This window comes from Peribacillus frigoritolerans, from assembly GCF_001636405.1.
Classification (GTDB): Bacteria; Bacillota; Bacilli; order Bacillales; family DSM-1321; genus Peribacillus; species Peribacillus frigoritolerans.
The window spans coordinates 4,607,957-4,624,644 of record NZ_KV440950.1 but is presented as its reverse complement, the minus strand read 5'-3'; the positions used below and the strand labels follow the sequence as shown (position 1 = coordinate 4,624,644).

General features: G+C 37.5%; 11 protein-coding genes and 1 pseudogene. 11 read left to right on the top strand and 1 reads right to left on the bottom strand.

The annotated features are described in order from the left end of the window. Positions 1-8 precede the first annotated feature (8 nt). From A6755_RS21825 to A6755_RS21810, 4 genes are all read left to right on the top strand, one after another. The gene (locus tag A6755_RS21825; RefSeq protein WP_174878756.1) at positions 9-1,463 is read left to right on the top strand and encodes a four-carbon acid sugar kinase family protein; all 1,455 of its coding nucleotides are present in this window, start codon (positions 9-11) and stop codon (positions 1,461-1,463) included. Continuing rightward, positions 1,464-3,221 (top strand): thiamine pyrophosphate-binding protein, encoded by a 1,758-nt coding sequence (locus tag A6755_RS21820; protein WP_057275699.1) that lies wholly within the window; start codon positions 1,464-1,466, stop codon positions 3,219-3,221. It begins immediately after the preceding gene. Between the two features lie 143 nt (positions 3,222-3,364). Then, positions 3,365-4,303, top strand: a complete 939-nt coding sequence (locus A6755_RS21815; RefSeq protein WP_034314946.1) for a sugar phosphate isomerase/epimerase family protein — start codon at positions 3,365-3,367, stop codon at positions 4,301-4,303. A 203-nt stretch (positions 4,304-4,506) separates the two neighbouring features. After that, a complete protein-coding gene (locus tag A6755_RS21810; protein ID WP_063591933.1) occupies positions 4,507-5,757 on the top strand; it encodes an allantoate amidohydrolase in 1,251 nt (416 codons plus the stop codon). A gap of 317 nt (positions 5,758-6,074) precedes the next feature. On the opposite strand, the gene A6755_RS21805 is transcribed toward A6755_RS21810, so the two are convergent. Further along, entirely contained in the window at positions 6,075-7,727 is a 1,653-nt protein-coding gene (locus A6755_RS21805) for a PucR family transcriptional regulator (protein ID WP_063577191.1), read from the bottom strand. Positions 7,728-8,702: 975 nt separating this feature from the next. On the opposite strand from A6755_RS21805, the gene A6755_RS21800 reads away from it, so the two are divergent. The 7 genes and pseudogenes from A6755_RS21800 (at position 8,703) to A6755_RS21775 (ending at position 16,629) form a co-directional block, all read left to right on the top strand. After that, positions 8,703-10,055, top strand: coding sequence for an allantoinase (locus tag A6755_RS21800; protein WP_034314938.1), 1,353 nt, complete (start codon positions 8,703-8,705; stop codon positions 10,053-10,055). Positions 10,056-10,310: 255 nt separating this feature from the next. Further along, entirely contained in the window at positions 10,311-11,075 is a 765-nt protein-coding gene (gene allE, locus A6755_RS21795) for a (S)-ureidoglycine aminohydrolase (protein WP_063577190.1), read from the top strand. A gap of 128 nt (positions 11,076-11,203) precedes the next feature. Further along, positions 11,204-11,587, top strand: a complete 384-nt coding sequence (locus tag A6755_RS21790) for a cupin domain-containing protein (protein WP_194719361.1) — start codon at positions 11,204-11,206, stop codon at positions 11,585-11,587. 218 nt (positions 11,588-11,805) lie between these two features. Continuing rightward, positions 11,806-13,110: a uracil/xanthine transporter gene (locus A6755_RS21785; protein ID WP_063591932.1), complete on the top strand. Its 1,305-nt coding sequence runs from the start codon at positions 11,806-11,808 to the stop codon at positions 13,108-13,110. A gap of 288 nt (positions 13,111-13,398) precedes the next feature. Further along, complete coding sequence (locus A6755_RS21780; RefSeq protein ID WP_063591931.1) at positions 13,399-15,573, top strand: malate synthase G; 2,175 nt, start codon at positions 13,399-13,401, stop codon at positions 15,571-15,573. A 595-nt stretch (positions 15,574-16,168) separates the two neighbouring features. Continuing rightward, positions 16,169-16,273 (top strand): annotated as a pseudogene (locus A6755_RS27780) (hypothetical protein); the annotation flags it as partial. Positions 16,274-16,329: 56 nt separating this feature from the next. Continuing rightward, positions 16,330-16,629 carry a hypothetical protein gene (locus A6755_RS21775; protein ID WP_063591930.1) on the top strand — a complete coding sequence of 100 codons (300 nt, stop codon included), beginning with the start codon at positions 16,330-16,332 and terminating at the stop codon, positions 16,627-16,629. Positions 16,630-16,688: the final 59 nt, after the last annotated feature.

Below are 16,688 nucleotides of genomic sequence, written 5' to 3'. Positions count from 1 at the left end.
GAGGGTTTTTGTCAAACGCAACCCAATATCTAAGTTTAAAGGATACTTTAGACCTCTTCTCTAAATCGGATGACAGCCTTCGTGGTGAAATCAAAGCTCATTTAAATCAAACAAAACATAAGTTTATCGTTTTAGATGATGATCCAACCGGTGTCCAAACGGTACATGATATTTTTGTCATCACGGACTGGGGAAAAGACTGGATTAAAAAAGGATTATCTGATGAGAGAAGTGTACTTTATATTTTAACAAACACAAGAAGTCATAATGCAGAAAAGACGGAAAACATCAATAGGGAGATTGTCCAAAACATTGTTGACGTTACTAAGGAAATGGGAATCAATTATTCAATTATCAGTAGAAGTGACTCAACATTAAGAGGGCATTATCCACTTGAAATTAATGTGCTCCAAGATGAATTATTAAAAACTGCTGATGTACAAATTTCAGGTCATTTAATCATTCCGGCTTTTTTTGAAGCACATCGTTATACCATAGATAATATTCATTATTTAGGTGTGGACGGCCAGCTTGTCCCAGTAAATGAAACAGAATTTGCGAATGATTCCGTATTCGGTTTCAAAACCGCTAATTTGCCAAAATGGATTGAAGAAAAGACAAATGGAAGCGTAGCTTCAGAGTCAGCATTGATCATTTCACTGGAAGATATTCATGATGGCGGCATTGATAGAGTTTATGAGATTTTACTATCTGCTAACAATAATGCCCCTATTATAGTAAATGCTAAATCTTATTATGATTTGGACATCGTATCATTAGCTGTCCTTAAAGCAATTGATTCTGGCAAGCAATTCTTGTTTAGAACTGCAGCATCTATTGTAAAATCGATTGCGGGAATTCAGGATCGTCCATATTTATCAGCTAATGAGATTGTTTCAAATGATGAAAGCCAAAACAATGGTGGCTTTATTATAGTAGGTTCTCACACGAATAAAACTACGGAACAAATTAAGGAACTAATGAGTAAATATCCGATTGAACAAATCGAAATGAGTGTTGTGAAAGTTCTAAATGAAGAAACAAGAATTGAAGAGCTAACACGAGTATGTCAATTAGTAGATCAAAATATTTCTTCTAATCGCGATACGCTTGTATATACGAGTAGAGATTTAATTAGTGCGAAAGATAAGGAAGAAAACTTAAAGATTAGTCAAACTGTTTCAAGTTCTTTAGTTAAAGTTATTCGCTCACTAAAAGTAAAGCCGAAATTCATCATTGCAAAAGGTGGTATAACTTCGAGTGATGTGGCAACTGACGGCTTAGATATTAAATATGCAAAAATTTTAGGGCAAGCGATCGCCGGTGTTCCAGTATGGTTAACCGGAAGTGAAGCTAAGTTCAAAGATACACCTTATATCGTATTTCCGGGCAACGTTGGGGTTAAAGATTCAATTGCTCAAATCTTTGAAAATATAAAAAAGGATCAAAAGGGAGAGATATAAATGGCTAAACAAAAAATGACAGCTGCTGAGTTAATTGCCTTGTATTTAGAAAAAAGAGGGGTGAAACATGTTTATGGTGTACCGGGAGCTGCGATTTTACCATTCTATGATGCAGTAAAAGAATTAACTAAAATTGAATCATATATTGTTCGTCACGAACAAACGGGTGCTTTCATGGCTGATGGTTATTCAAGAGCAACTGGTGAAGTAGGCGTATGTGCTGCCACATCAGGTCCTGGCGGAACTAACTTCTTAACTGGCCTTTACGGTGCATGGATGGATTCCATTCCAATGATAGCCATTACCGGTCAACAAAAAAATAGTTTAATTGGAACCATGCAATTCCAAGAAGCGCCTATCGTTGAAATGGCAAAGCCTGTAACGAAAGCTGCATACCGCTTAACTGACGGTTCGAAAGCTGCTGAATTTATCCATGAAGCATGGGTAACAGCTACTACTGGCAGAAAAGGTCCAGTTCTTCTTGATTTACCAGTTGATCAACAAAAAGTTGAAATAGAAGTCGACTTAGATGTGCTTATCGGTTCTACTCCAGTCGATAACTTACCACAAGCTTCTGACGCTGATATAGAGAAAACATTGGAATTATTAAAAGATGCTAAAAGACCGGTCTTACTGTCTGGTGGAGGGGTCAACATTGCAAACGCTACCATTGAATTGAAAGCGTTAGCTGAAGAACTGCAAATCCCTGTAGTAACTTCTGGCATGGGGATGGATACTTTCCCTAACGATCACCCTTTATTCGCTGGACGTATGGGAACGATGCTTGATACTCCATTCGGTAACAAAACAATTGTTGAAGCTGACTTAGTAATCAACCTTGCCGGACGTTTCGCTGATCGTTCAACTGGTAATGTTTCTGTATTCACACAAAACGGTAAGAAAATTATCCACGTTAATCTTGATAATAAGGAAATTGGTAAAGTAGTACCAACGATTTTAGGTATCGTTTCTGATGTTAAAACATTCATGGTTAAACTTGCAGAAGCCCATAAAGCACTCGGTGCTCAAGTAGCTGCAACTGCCGAAGTAGGTACTAGGGTTAACTTAACTGAAGAGCGTAAGAAATGGGCACGAAAAACGGATTACACAACACTTCCAATCAGACAAGAACGTGCATTGCGAGAACTTCGTGAATTCTTAGATCGCGATGCCTTCGTATCACATGACTGCGGTATCAGCCAAATCTGGTCTTCTCAATTATTTGAAACGTATGTACCAAGAACCTACTTATTAACTGGTGGTGCGGGGACAATGGGTTGGGGCCTTGGTGCAGCAATGGCAGCGAAACTTGCATTTCCTGAAAGACAAAGTGTAAACATCCTTGGTGATGGAAGCTTGGGGATGTCATTACAAGATATTGCTACAGCTGCAAAGCATGATATTCCGGTCATTATTTTCTGTATGAATAACTCATTAATGGGATTAATTCGTCAACAACAAAACTGGTTCTATAATGGACGTCAAATTTCTACGGACTTAATTTACAAAAATGAATTATGTGATAATGAAGAGCGAGGAATCGACTTTGTTAAAACGGCTGAAGGTATGGGTGTTCGTGGTGAGCTTGTTACACATTATGATGATATCAAACCAGCTCTGCAACGTGCAGTTGACTCAGGTAAACCATATTTAATCGAAGTTATAGTTGATCCAGATCCTAAGAACGCATGCGAATTCTCTAATAACGGTGCACTTAACGGCTTCAAATACTCAGAAAAGATTGATTATTCTAAATAATCATCACTCTTGATGGAAGTGTTTTTTGAAGCAATGGGATATAACCTATTGCTTCAAAAAACATATTAGTAATGAAAAGCAGTCTTGACTGTACTTAAATAATGAGTTCATTAAAGGAGGGAAGCCGAAAAATCGGCGAAACAATGTCAGCAAATCTTCATAATTCTATGAAAGTCGGAATTGTTCACTTCATGGCTTATCCGGAAACGATGGGTGGAGATGGCCCAGCTGTTGAAACAATTAAGAAAATTGTACAAGATGATTTTTTCTCTGGAATTGAAATTACATCTATTAACAATCCTGAAGAACGTAAAGAGGCTGCTCAAATTTTACAATCCGGTGGAATGAATGTAGGATTTGGTGCACAACCGATTCTATTAAGAAACAAAGGAAACCTTAATTCTTTTGATGAAGCTGAGCGTAGAAGGGCTATCGATTTAGTAAAAGGCGGAATTGACCAGGCTTACGAAGTAAATGCTGCTAAACTTGGTTTCTTAAGTGGGGCTAAACCAGATACTCAACAAGATGTTGCCTTACAATTACTAACGAATTCTATCAAAGAATTATGCGATTATGCAAAATCTAAAGGTGATTTAGTACTCTCACTTGAAACATTTGATGATGAGACTGATAAGAAATGTTTAATCGGTTCGAATAAACTTGCTGTTGAAGTTGCAAAAGAAGTTCGTAAAGTAGATCCCACTTTCGGTTTAATGCTTGATTTAAGTCATTTACCAATGCAGCGTGAAACGTCTCATGATGCATTAACGTTAGCTCGTGATTATATTAACCATGCCCATATCGGAAATTGCTATATTAAAGATGCTTCTGATCCTGCTTACGGCGATCAGCATCCGCGTTTCGGATATCCAGGAAGTGAAGTTGATGTTCCTGAATTAGCGGAGTATTTACGATCTCTATTAGAAATTGGTTACATCGGTGAAGGTATAAAGAATATAGTCGCTTTTGAAGTAAAACCTGTCGGTACAGAATCATCTGATATTGTAATTGCACAGTCAAAACGTACTCTCGTTGATGCATGGTCATTATTACATTCAAAAAAAGGGCGTTTAGTTAGTTAACCTATATATATGTACGATATGTATTGAACGGTGACAAGTGCTTTTGCTTGTCACCGTTTAATCTAACTTTTAATTAGCTTATCATGCAGAATTCCTATTGAGCAAAGACTAAATAAAGTGTTAATATGACTTTGCATATTAAGTAACTGGATTTAAATAACAAAAATTTTACTTAGAGATTAAATTGGCAGGGAAGTGATCGATTGGTTAAACTTCAGAAGGATGTTGATGCTATAAGAATCAACACTAGAACCGAAGAACTTGCTGCTTGTTCATCCACAACTGTTGGTGTCACTAGACTACCTTTCACAGTGGAAAGTTTAAAAGCAGAAAGTCTAGTTGAAGAGTGGATGAAAGCAGCTGGGATGACGGTAAGAAAAGATGCTCTTAATAATATAATCGGACGTTATGAAGGGAAAGATCCCACAGCTCCAGTTTTAATGATTGGTTCACATTTAGATAGCGTGATTGAAGCAGGTAAATATGATGGGATTCTAGGAGTTATAACTGGAATAGAAGTTGTTCAAACTCTTAAGGATAATGGCATTATATTATACAATCCAATCGAAGTGGTAGGTTTTTGTGATGAGGAAGGAGTAAGGTTTCACTCAACTTTCCTTGGTAGTAAAGCGATTGCAGGAACTTTTACTGCTGAAGATTTAGAAAGAGCAGATGAGCAAGGAATAACAATTGCTGAAGCGTTAAAAGGAATTGGTATGGCTGACCCATATGCTTATAAAGACGCTAGTCGTACTCCAGAAGAACTTCTCGCTTATTTGGAACTTCATATCGAACAGGGGCCTGTGCTTGAGAAGGAGAATGAACCTGTCGGCATAGTTCGTGGGATTGCTGGTGCTACAAGATTTTATTTTGAAATTATCGGGAAACCTGGACATGCAGGGACAGTTCCTGTTGCCCTTAGACAAGATGCGCTTTTAGGAGCTAGTGATCTCATTTCCTACATTGAGAACATCGCTATCCAAAATGAACCATTAGTGGCGACCATCGGAAAACTTACTGTAAGTCCGGGTGCTAGTAATGTAATACCTGGCCTTGTAACAGGAACGCTGGATATCCGTGATTTAAATGTGGATCGTAAGAAAAAAGCCATTGATGCCATATTAACTGAAGGTGAAAGAGTAGCAAAAGCTAGAGGACTCCAAATTCATTTTGAACAGGTCATGGAAGCTGATCCTGTATACTGTGATGAACAATTGATTAAAGTAATCGAGGAGACCATTAGCGAATTGGATGGCAGTCCTATCAGTCTTGTAAGCGGTGCTGGTCACGATGCAATGGCCATGGCGGATGTAACGAATGTTGCAATGATTTTCGTTCGTTGTAAAGATGGTCTCAGTCATCACCCAGATGAATTCGTGACTGTAGAAGATATGGGTGCAGGAGCTAGAGTCCTTTACTCTACAGTGATTAAGATAGCCACAAAACAATATTGAGGAACTTATAAGTTTTAGCTATCAACTAAAAGAGAACTTACAAAAAAACTCGTGATCCGACTGTATCGGAACACGAGTTTTTTCAAAATGAATACATTTCAATTATAGGACAAAGATCCTTCATTCGATGAAACAGTCATGCGTATCGACAATGATCCAATGTAATTTAAAAAAGCCACTGAAATTCCTGGATTCCTCCATAATCCAAGACACTTCCAGAAAATAAAGTCGAGATTTACTCTTTATATTGATCTCTGTCTGCGTGGAGCAGTTTACCTTCAGTCAATATCTGCTTTAGTAGTGATTACAATAACTTATTAATCACTATTACCCCTGAAAATTGAACTCATGAGTAAAGCTATACGTAAATGAAGTGAGTTTTTTGCATCATGAACGGAATAATTCAACATGTCCTCACATTTGGCAATTCGGTATTTAACGGTATTACGGTGAACAAACAGTTTCCTGGATGTAATAGCAAGTTCGCAATTATTATCCAAATATACCAATAAGGTATTAACTAAGTCTTTTTCATCTTTATTTTTCGGGTAGGATAAAGAACGTAAAGTATTTTCATAAAATTTTTTTAAATCTTTTTCGGGAATTAACCGAATCAGTTCGATTAATTGCTTGGTCTCGTAAAAGTTGATAAATTTATTTTGAAACAGTTCAGCCCCATTTGTCCATGCCTCCACTGCCTCTTCGTATGTAAGGTGGATATAGGTAAGGTCATTAGAAAAGTTACCAACTCCAAACGACAACGAAATTTTTAGATTTGAATAAGCCTCATTCTGGAACTCCTTCAGCCGTTCTTCTATTATGCTTTTAATCGAATCATTAATATTCAGAGGAGCTTGCATCAAAATAACAAAATATCCATCTTTCATAAAAACGATGTTGTTAGTATCTATTTTTAAAAATGATTTATGTAAAAATTTATATAAATAGTCGTATAATCTATTCATTATGTCTGCACTTTTTTGTAAAGCGTTTTGTTTATCATCATCAATCTTACATACAATGCATACATATTTCATATTGTCGATTAAGCCATGCTGTTTTCCCCTATGAATAATTTCTTGTTTGTTAGAAATCTTTCCATCAACAAGGGAAGCAAAAAAGTTATTTTCTAACAAACGACTGTTTTCTCTAATAGCCTCGTTTTTAAGCAGCGTGAATGAAATGACTGTTGATGCTTGTTCTATAGCTAATTGTGAAGATGGATATGAAAGCTTCTCAGGGTGAAGAATTAATAGAAAATAGGGATAGGGACGCATTGTTTTCACCCGAAACATTTTTATAGAAATGTCCGTATTTTGGATGTCGATAGTAAGCTGGTTTTTCTCTAGGTATGTTTCTATATCACGTTTAATTTGTTCTTGAACATTTTTCATAACGATTTTCATATTTCCTGTACGAAAGTGATGAGAAAAGGATGTCACATCACCAATAGGATCAAGTAGGAGAACAGGACATTTTAATAGGGAGCCAAGATTTTCAATTAAAGAATTCAGACTGTAGCCTTTTATCATCATATTGGTAAATTCCTTGTGAATATGCATCGCATAGAATAACTCTTCAATTTGGTTATCCCATATAAAGCTTAATAATTGATGAGCAACCGCACCTAATGTTAATGTCTCTGGAATTTGAATAATTGGAAATTCTAATGAATCGGCCAATTCGATTACATCCTGGGGGATCTCATCAATGAATCTTTTAAGTTTAATGGCAATCCCTGCACATGGAAGTTCATTAATTTGGGAAATGAGATTGCATAATGCATGGGGGTCGTTTTTAAAAGCGTATCCTGTTGTCAATAATAGGGAGTTCTTAGCTAAAAAATTGATGGCATCTGGTGTTTCTGAAATCTCAATTGATTCTACTTTCCTTTTAAGTCCGGCATGTCCAGCAATAATTTTGGCTTCTTGAAACACATCAACGATAAATAAATCTTCTACCTTTTTCATCATACACCTTCTAATTCTACATTTTGTCAGTTTTTATTACTAGAAAGGGAAGCAAACGAATCTTGTTAAATTTGGACAAAAATTTAAATGGAAATTGTTTACATCGCATAATGATTTTGTGAATGAATCCGCTTATAATCAATTGTATAGAGGATTGAAGGTTAATGAAACTGTTTTCAAGATTTTTTTTTACATTCCATAAATCCCAAGTTCTTATTATATTTAGAAACTATATTTATATTTTGAAGCGTATACAATCCGCCAGTTCTCTATCATTTTTCTCAGGTACGATGCTCGCATTCGTTCATCTATATTGTTTTTGTTTAAGGCTGTTTTCGCATACTTTGTTGCTATTTACGAAGTAGTGCAGTGTGGTTGATTTCCCCTCCAGGTGCTCGCTTTCCGCGGGGCGGGCGGTGAGCCTCCTCGGCGTAAACGCCTGTGGGGTCTCACCTGTCCCGCTGCTCCCGCAGGAGTCTTGCACTTCCGCTCCAATCAACCTAAAATAGTTTCGTTTTAAAAACAACAATCTTTACAAAAAGAGCCTTGTTTAAAAAGCGCAACAGAAACGAGAGGATGTGGTTAAAGGGGCTTAATTGATGGAAACGTGAAATAGTCAGGAAAAGAGTCCGAATATTTAAAAAATGGATCAGTGTTGACGGCCTTTGTGAGGGTGCCGTACAAAACCAGATAACAGCCAAGGCTGCGCATCTCGCTTCCTGTCTTCATAAAGGTGGATGCGATTAAGTTGGGGAGATGGATTGTGAGTTTCATTCCAAAATTGCTTGATAGAAGTTTTAGCGGAATCTACTAAATCTCAAAACGATGTTCAGAATGTAATAGTTGTATTTAATTCCGAATACGATTTCAGCTGCCCAAAGCAAGATGTTCGTTTCTTCATTATGCAACTTGTAAAAGAGGATTCTCCTTAAAAGTTTTTATAAAATTTGATTTCCCACAGAAAGGAATGAACCTATGGCTACATATGATTTACTCATTAGAAATGGAAATCTTGTAATGTTTGATTCGATTGTTCAAGGAGATATTGCAATTAAGGAAGGGAAAATTAAAGAAGTGACTATCGGAAAAAACATTGATGCTTTAGCAACAAGAGAAATTAATGCTGAGGGGCAGCACATCCTCCCAGGATTAATTGATACTCATGTTCATTTCAACGAGCCAGGCAGAACTGAGTGGGAAGGTGTTCAAACTGGTAGCAGAAGTTTAGCGGCAGGTGGGGTGACAACCTATTTTGATATGCCATTGAACAGTACACCACCAACCATCAATAAAGAATATTTGGCATTAAAGAGAGCTTGCTCCGAAGAAAAGTCGGTAGTCAATTGCCGCTTTTGGGGTGGACTTATACCGGAAAATATTGAGAATATTAAGGAACTTGATGAAAATGGAGTAATTGGATTTAAAGCTTTTATGTCACCGAGCGGAATTGTCGATTTCAATCATGTCGATGATAGTACGATTTTTAAAGGGATGAGAGAAATTGCCTCTGTAGGTTCACTTTTAGCCGTTCATGCTGAAAGTACAGTGATTTGTGATCAGCTTGCACAAGAAAAACAAAGACAAAAAAAGACGACTGCAAAAGACTTCGTCGAATCAAGACCGATAATTTCCGAAATTGAAGCGGTAAGAAGAATAATTTCATATGCAGAAGCTACAGGGTGTAAACTGCATATTGTTCATGCGAGCAGCCGCAAAGTAGTGGAAGTCATCAATCAGGCAAAACAAAGAGGCCTGGATATTACGGTAGAAACATGCCCTCATTATTTATCTTTGACATTAAAAGACTTAGAGGAAAAAGGCGGATTGGCAAAATGCTGCCCTCCACTGCGTGATGATGAAGAAGTAGAACAATTATGGGAAGCTGTAGCAAACGGTGAAATTGACGTAATAGCATCCGACCATTCACCAGCACCTGCCTCTATGAAAGAAGTAATAAATGATGACTTTTTCAGTGCCTGGGGTGGGATTTCCGGTGCCCAATCTACGCTCAATATTATGTTGACAGAGGGGCATTTCAACCGTAATCTTCCTCTGGGGAAAATTGTTGAATTAACATCAACGAATCCAGCTAAGCTATTTGGCCTTTATCCCCATAAAGGGATAATAGCCGTTGATAGCGATGCTGATCTGGCGATAGTTAATCTGAACAAAAGCTTCGAGCTGAAAAAGGAAGATTTGTTCTACCGCCATCAGCAGTCGCCTTATGTTGGCAGGACATTCAAAGGGCAAGTAACAACAACGATCGTCAATGGGGATATTGTTTTTGAAAATGGAAGCATTACCACTGTGGAAAAAATTAAAATCTAGGATTGTTAAGCATAAAGGACTGGAGAAAATCTTTTTATCTATAATGAACAAAAATATAAAACGTTTTTATCAATTAGGCATAAAGACTAATTAAATGAAAGCGGTTAATATTTATATAAGGGACTTAATTGTTTCTAACACAAGCTAATAATATATGAAAAGAAGCTACAATTATAAGTTTATTAATAGCGGGAAATGGGCACACCATGAGTCACATATTTCAAATAAAATACGATTAAAAGGAGAGTTTAAAAGATGGGTTATCCTAAAGATTTATTAGCAAGCAGATCAATAATTGAGCACGGTAAATATGCGTTAATTGCACCTGAAGGATTGGTTAATAATGTTATTCCGGGATTTGAGAATTGTATCATTTCCATTTTGGGTTCTCCAAAGCTTGGAGCAAGCTTTGTCGATTACATTGTGACAATGCAAAAGGATGGAAAGAACAGCGAGGGGTTTGGTGGACAAGAAGATGTTGAGACATTTGTCTATGTTATTGAAGGGAAAATAAAAGCTGCTGCGGGTGAACAGGAGTTTGTCCTCGATGAAAGCGGTTATTTATATTGTCCGCCCGGAACAAAGATGTATTTAGAAAACCAATCTGATGGAGATTCTAAACTTTTCCTATATAAGCAAAAGTATCGTCCGCTTGAAGGACGGAGGCCATGGGTTCATTCAAACCATGCGAACAACATCGAATTCAGGATTTATGATGATATGCATAATGTCCATCTCAAGGATCTTTTGCCTGCTGATATAGATTTTGATATGAATTTTCATATTCTTTCCTTTGATCCTGCTGCATCTCATCCATTCATCGAAACACATGTGCAAGAACATGGAGCCTACTTACTCTCGGGAGAAGGGATGTATAATCTGGATAATCAGTGGGTTCCTGTAAAGAAAGGAGATTACATTTTTATGGGTCCATATGTACATCAAGCAGCCTATGCGGTAGGCAGAGAAAGTTTAACATATGTTTACTCTAAAGATTGTAATCGTGATGCATCCTTGTAAAAGGTCACATCATATAGAAGAAATGAGTAGATGACAACTTCAAGAGATTTAATGCGGGCAGAATTGTATTTTAGGGAGATCCGGTAAGTGTAATTCAAAACCATTAAATATAAAAGAGGTGCTGAGGTATGGACCAGAATGTAATTTTGAACAAAAAGTCGATAATAGAGGAAAGAGTTTTTGAAATCGATAAAATAGCAAAATTCGATTCTAATGCACCACAAAAAAATTATTTCTATGAAACGGATAAAACTGTTGGGGCAGTTTGGTGTCTTGAACCTGAGCAGGAAGTATATTTACATTCCCATTCGAATGTTGATGATATTTGGGTCTGCATTGAGGGGGAAGGAACATACTTCCCTGACCTCGAGAATGAGATCACGATCAGAAAAGGAATGGTAGTATTGGCCAAGCCTAATCAAATTCATGGAATGCGAAATACAGGAAACAGCCGATTCATGTTTGTAGGCTTTGCTGCAGGGGCATTGCCTATGGATATAACAAGATATTAAAAAAATGCTAAGTTTATTAAACTTTACAAAATAATTTAAGTTTCTTCTTTAAAAAAACAAAAAAGTGATTAAGGCGAAGCGATTGTTATGAAGACAGCGCTTCGCTTATATTTTTATTTATAAAAAGTGATGATTTTGTAATTTCTACGATTGGCTTCCTTAAAAACTAGCAAACAGATTTTATAAAAATCCAGAAATCGGAAATGGTGATGATTAAGATGAAACAGCAAGGAGTTACTGTAACATTATTCTCCTCTTTACAGTGGCTTTTTTTTATTTTTGCCAATACGGTTGTCGTACCAATTTCTGTAGGAGCAGCATTCCAGCTTCCTACAGAAACAATTGAAATGACGATAAGGTGCTCCTTTATCTTTACCGGAATATCCTGTATTCTGCAGGCATGGGTTGGGCATCGTTATCCATTATTGGACAGCCATTCAGGGCTAATGTGGGGTCTGATGATAAATATGGGCATCTCTGCATCTGCACTCGGATTGGATTTTGCAACCGTAGGGGGAGGTATTGCAACAGGTATTTTGCTGGCTGGAGCTGTAACCGTATTGCTAGCGGCATTTAACCTGATTTATATCATACAAAAAGTAATTAAGCCGATGGTGATAAGTGTTTATATATTTTTACTGACCTTTCAGCTCATCTTTATTTTCTTCAAAGGCATGTTTAAAATAACCGAAAGTGGAACAATTGATCTCCCTGTCAGTTTGTTTTCAATCTTGATTGTCATCTTCGTCGGCTTTTTAAAGATTAAAGGAGGGAAAATACTAGGCAATTTTTCAATCCTGATCGGAATTATCGTAGGTTGGTCATTATATCGAATTATTTTCCCTTCAGATCTTCCGACGGCTAGCTCTTCAGGTATGGCATTCACTTTCTTTCCCCTTGGAACTCCAAATTTGAATATTGGTATTATTTTTGTTTCCTTTTTTGCTGTCCTTCTGAATTTAACGAATTCTTTCGCTTCTATTCAAGCAGTTGCCGATGTTTACAAGGAAAAGGTGGAACATAGTCAATACAGGAGATCTATTTTTGTAACAGGTATTTTTGCGTTTATCACTTCGATTTTTGGCTTGGTCCCTTTTACACCATTTACATCTACGATAGGTTTTTTACAAAGTACCAATTTATTCAAACGAAAGCCATTCATTATAAGCGGATTTTTGTTTACTCTCCTTGGAGTTATTCCGCCATTAGGGAGATTCTTAGGAACAATGCCATTAACAATAGGTAACGCTGTTTTATTTGTCGCATACCTTCAATTGTTCGGGACCGCATTAAACAGTCTGAAAGGAACGTTATTCAACTCTGAAACGATACTCCGTTTAGCAGGGCCGGTCCTAGTTGGAGTTAGCATTATGAACATCCCGCCAGCATTATTCGGCAGTATACCTGTCCTCTTGCAGCCTTTCATTACAAATGGTCTCATTATGGGTGTCATTATATCGATCTTTTTGGAGAAATTCATTAATTGGAATAAATTAATGAATAAGTTGGAGGTCGGGCAGTAACCGATCTATCTACCTGAAGATGGAAAAGTAAAGTGATTATTTTAAAAAAAATGGGCTTTCATTTTGCGAGTGAAGAAAAAAGGTGTTTATACCATACTGACTATATTTGACATCTCTAACGATAAACTTGAAATTGATTATAAGAAAACAAAACAATAAATTTGAGAACTTGAAATCGAAAACAAACTAAGTATTGAACCCGTTCAAAGGGAGGAGAGATTACCTGGTTTAAGAAAATTATCTCGGCGTATACCGGGAGTCAAACTAATTTTAGAGGAGGAATACATCATGGGAGAATATGTGAAAGTAGGTAATCTTCAAGTGGCTTCGATACTTTTTGAATTTATCAATAAAGATGGGCTGCCTGGAAGCGGACTGAATCAGGAACAATTTTGGGATGATTTTGAAAAATTGGTACATGACATGTCTCCAAAAAACAAAAAATTATTAGCTCGTCGTGATGAAATTCAAACCAAAATCAATACATGGCACAGGGAAAATAACGAGATGGACTTTGCTGAATATAAAACATTTTTACAAGAAATTGGCTATCTCGAACCTGAAGGAGAAGACTTTCATATTACCACAGAAGGGGTAGATGATGAAATTGCCTTCCAAGCCGGTCCGCAGCTAGTTGTCCCGGTTGATAATGCTCGTTATGCTATTAACGCTTCAAATGCAAGGTGGGGAAGCCTTTATAATGCCCTATATGGTACAGATGTTATTAGCGAAAAAGAAGGAGCCTACCGAGAAGGGAGCTACAATGAAGTACGCGGTGGAGAAGTCATTTCATTTGCAAAGGATTTTCTTGATCAAGTAACTCCTTTAAAGGATCATTCACATAAAGACGCTGTGAAATATACAGTAGTAGATGGGAAATTAGCTGTTACACTCAAAAATGGAGAAATTACGAGTTTAGTAGAGGAATCTAAGCTAGTTGGCAATCAAGGTGAATACGGAAAGCCATCGGCGATATTATTAAAAAATAATGGGTTGCATTTTGAAATTCAGATTGATAGAAGTCATCCGATCGGTAAAATAGATAAAGCAGGCGTTAAGGACATTCTAATGGAATCTACTCTTACGACCATTATGGATTGTGAGGATTCTGTTGCGGCAGTGGATGCTGATGATAAAGTCCTGGTCTATCGAAATTGGTTAGGTCTTATGAGGGGGGATCTGGCTGTAACTTTCAAAAAGGATAATAAATTGATGACACGTACAATGAACCCGGATCGTTTATACAGAGCTCCAAATGGAGAAGAATTCTCTTTACCTGGCCGTTCACTTATGTTTGTCCGTAACGTGGGACATTTAATGACCACAAACGCAGTCCTGGATGAAAATGGTGAGGAGATTCCTGAAGGGATTATGGATACAGTCATGACTAGTTTACTTGCCAAACATTCCTTGTTGGGGAATGGTAAATATCAAAATTCATCTAAAGGATCAGTTTATATCGTTAAGCCAAAAATGCATGGATCCGAAGAGGTGGCTTTTGCAAATGAGCTCTTTGATCGTGTGGAAGACATGCTTGGTCTACAGCGAAATACACTGAAAATTGGTGTTATGGACGAAGAACGTCGAACTTCATTGAACTTGAAAGCTTGTATCCGCCAAGTTAAAGAAAGAGTGGCATTTATTAATACAGGGTTCTTAGATCGAACGGGAGACGAAATTCATACTTCTATGGAAGCTGGACCTATGATCCTCAAAAATAACATGAAAGGATCAAAATGGCTACAAGGTTATGAAAAATCGAATGTCAATGTAGGTCTAGCAACCGGTTTTCAAGGTCGAGCTCAAATTGGTAAGGGAATGTGGGCAATACCTGACATGATGGCGGAAATGCTAACGCAAAAGATTGGCCATCTGAAAGCGGGGGCGAATACAGCATGGGTGCCTTCACCGACTGCAGCGACATTGCATGCTCTTCATTATCATCAAGTGGATGTAAAAAAGGTGCAAGATGAGTTGAAAAAGAATCCAGTAAATTTACGTGATGATATTTTGGAAATCCCGGTGGCTCAAAACCCCGAATGGAGTCCGGAAGAAATTCAGCAAGAGCTGGATAACAATGCCCAAGGTATCCTCGGTTATGTTGTACGTTGGGTAGAACAAGGAATTGGTTGTTCCAAAGTACCAGATATCAATAATGTAGGGTTGATGGAAGACCGTGCCACACTAAGAATTTCGAGTCAGCATATCGCTAACTGGCTTCACCACGGAATTTGTACAAAAGGACAGGTTTTGGAGACTTTACAACGAATGGCTAAAGTAGTGGATGAACAAAACAGTGGAGATTCAGCCTATCAATGTATCGCGGATAATTACGACAGCTCAGTGGCGTTCCAAGCTGCATGCGACCTAGTGTTTCAAGGCTATAACCAACCAAGTGGGTATACTGAGCCTATCCTGCATCGACGACGCATTGAAGCGAAGGAAAATAAGTGTAAACATTAAGTGATTTCTGGGGCATCAGACCAACCAGATGCAATGTTATTAAATACATGAGGCTTAGCATAGTGTCAGATCTTAACTTCTACCAGTAATTCATACGGGGCTTCGGATAAAAATGAGTGAGTATTCGATAAAATGGGGAACAAGTAATCACGATTACTTGTTCCCCATTTTGGTCTAATTCTTTATAAAAAGAAAAAGCAAATAAAACATATGTGAATTAGATGTAACAAAGATTAGACATCATCTTTTTAGGTTTGCAGTCCATCAAAAGTTAATTTGGCCGGCATAAGTGGAACTAGCATCTCAATTAACCAAAAAAACCATTTAATATGATGAGGAGCTGCCTGTAATAAAAGTTCTCATAGAAATCTGTATATATACACATTATTGGTTGTCTTTCAGTTGGTTATTTTGCACAAAAAAACACCGAAATACTAACAAAATTGTCAATGAAGTTAAATGCGAAAGCAAGTAAAATAATAGATGATATAAATTTTGTGCATGTTCATGACATCAAAGGCTATTGCGAAGGGAAGCGATATGATGGGCAATCAAAATGAAAAATTAATAGATGAAAAGGATGATGTTGCGTTCGATGATAGAATGGTTGGCATTTTTCGGGGCAACAGAGAGTAATGGGGTGACACGGATATTATATTCCAAGGAAAGGATGAGCGCTCAGCAGGCAATGAAAGCTGAGGATGGGAAAAAACTTATTATATATTTTGTTAGTGTATGATTTAGGGGGTCCCTCCGGTGGAATCATTCCGACCAGTTCCCATATGGAAACGGACAAGGATGGGGCGTCACCGCCTTTATACGGTGAAAATCATTAAGAGTGATCATGCGGGCACCACTCCCATTGGATACAGGAAGGATGCTGTCTTCTGGCTTCGGAATTCAATGTTCCGAATGGCATCGGAGAGGAAGAGGTTTTTGAAAGGTTTTGTAAGGACATTTTCGACTCTCGATTCCCTGGCAAAGAAAGCGGAAATGAGGCTGGGGTGGGGTTTCACAATGGATGGGTGTCAAACCTGTTGCGATGGATATGGATAAGGGAATCGGATTTTTGAATGAAATACTTTATAAAATAGCCTTTTGAAGGAGTTGGTAAA

Excerpts from the sequence above, each read along its gene's own strand:
- allE (WP_063577190.1), top strand. The coding sequence starts at position 10,311 with ATGGGTTATCCTAAAGATTTATTAGCAAGCAGATCAATAATTGAGCAC.
- A6755_RS21820 (WP_057275699.1), top strand. The coding sequence starts at position 1,464 with ATGGCTAAACAAAAAATGACAGCTGCTGAGTTAATTGCCTTGTATTTA.
- A6755_RS21790 (WP_194719361.1), top strand. The coding sequence starts at position 11,204 with ATGGACCAGAATGTAATTTTGAACAAAAAGTCGATAATAGAGGAAAGA.
- A6755_RS21780 (WP_063591931.1), top strand. The coding sequence starts at position 13,399 with ATGGGAGAATATGTGAAAGTAGGTAATCTTCAAGTGGCTTCGATACTT.
- A6755_RS21805 (WP_063577191.1), bottom strand. The coding sequence starts at position 7,727 with ATGAAAAAGGTAGAAGATTTATTTATCGTTGATGTGTTTCAAGAAGCC.
- A6755_RS21815 (WP_034314946.1), top strand. The coding sequence starts at position 3,365 with ATGTCAGCAAATCTTCATAATTCTATGAAAGTCGGAATTGTTCACTTC.
- A6755_RS21785 (WP_063591932.1), top strand. The coding sequence starts at position 11,806 with ATGAAACAGCAAGGAGTTACTGTAACATTATTCTCCTCTTTACAGTGG.
- A6755_RS21800 (WP_034314938.1), top strand. The coding sequence starts at position 8,703 with ATGGCTACATATGATTTACTCATTAGAAATGGAAATCTTGTAATGTTT.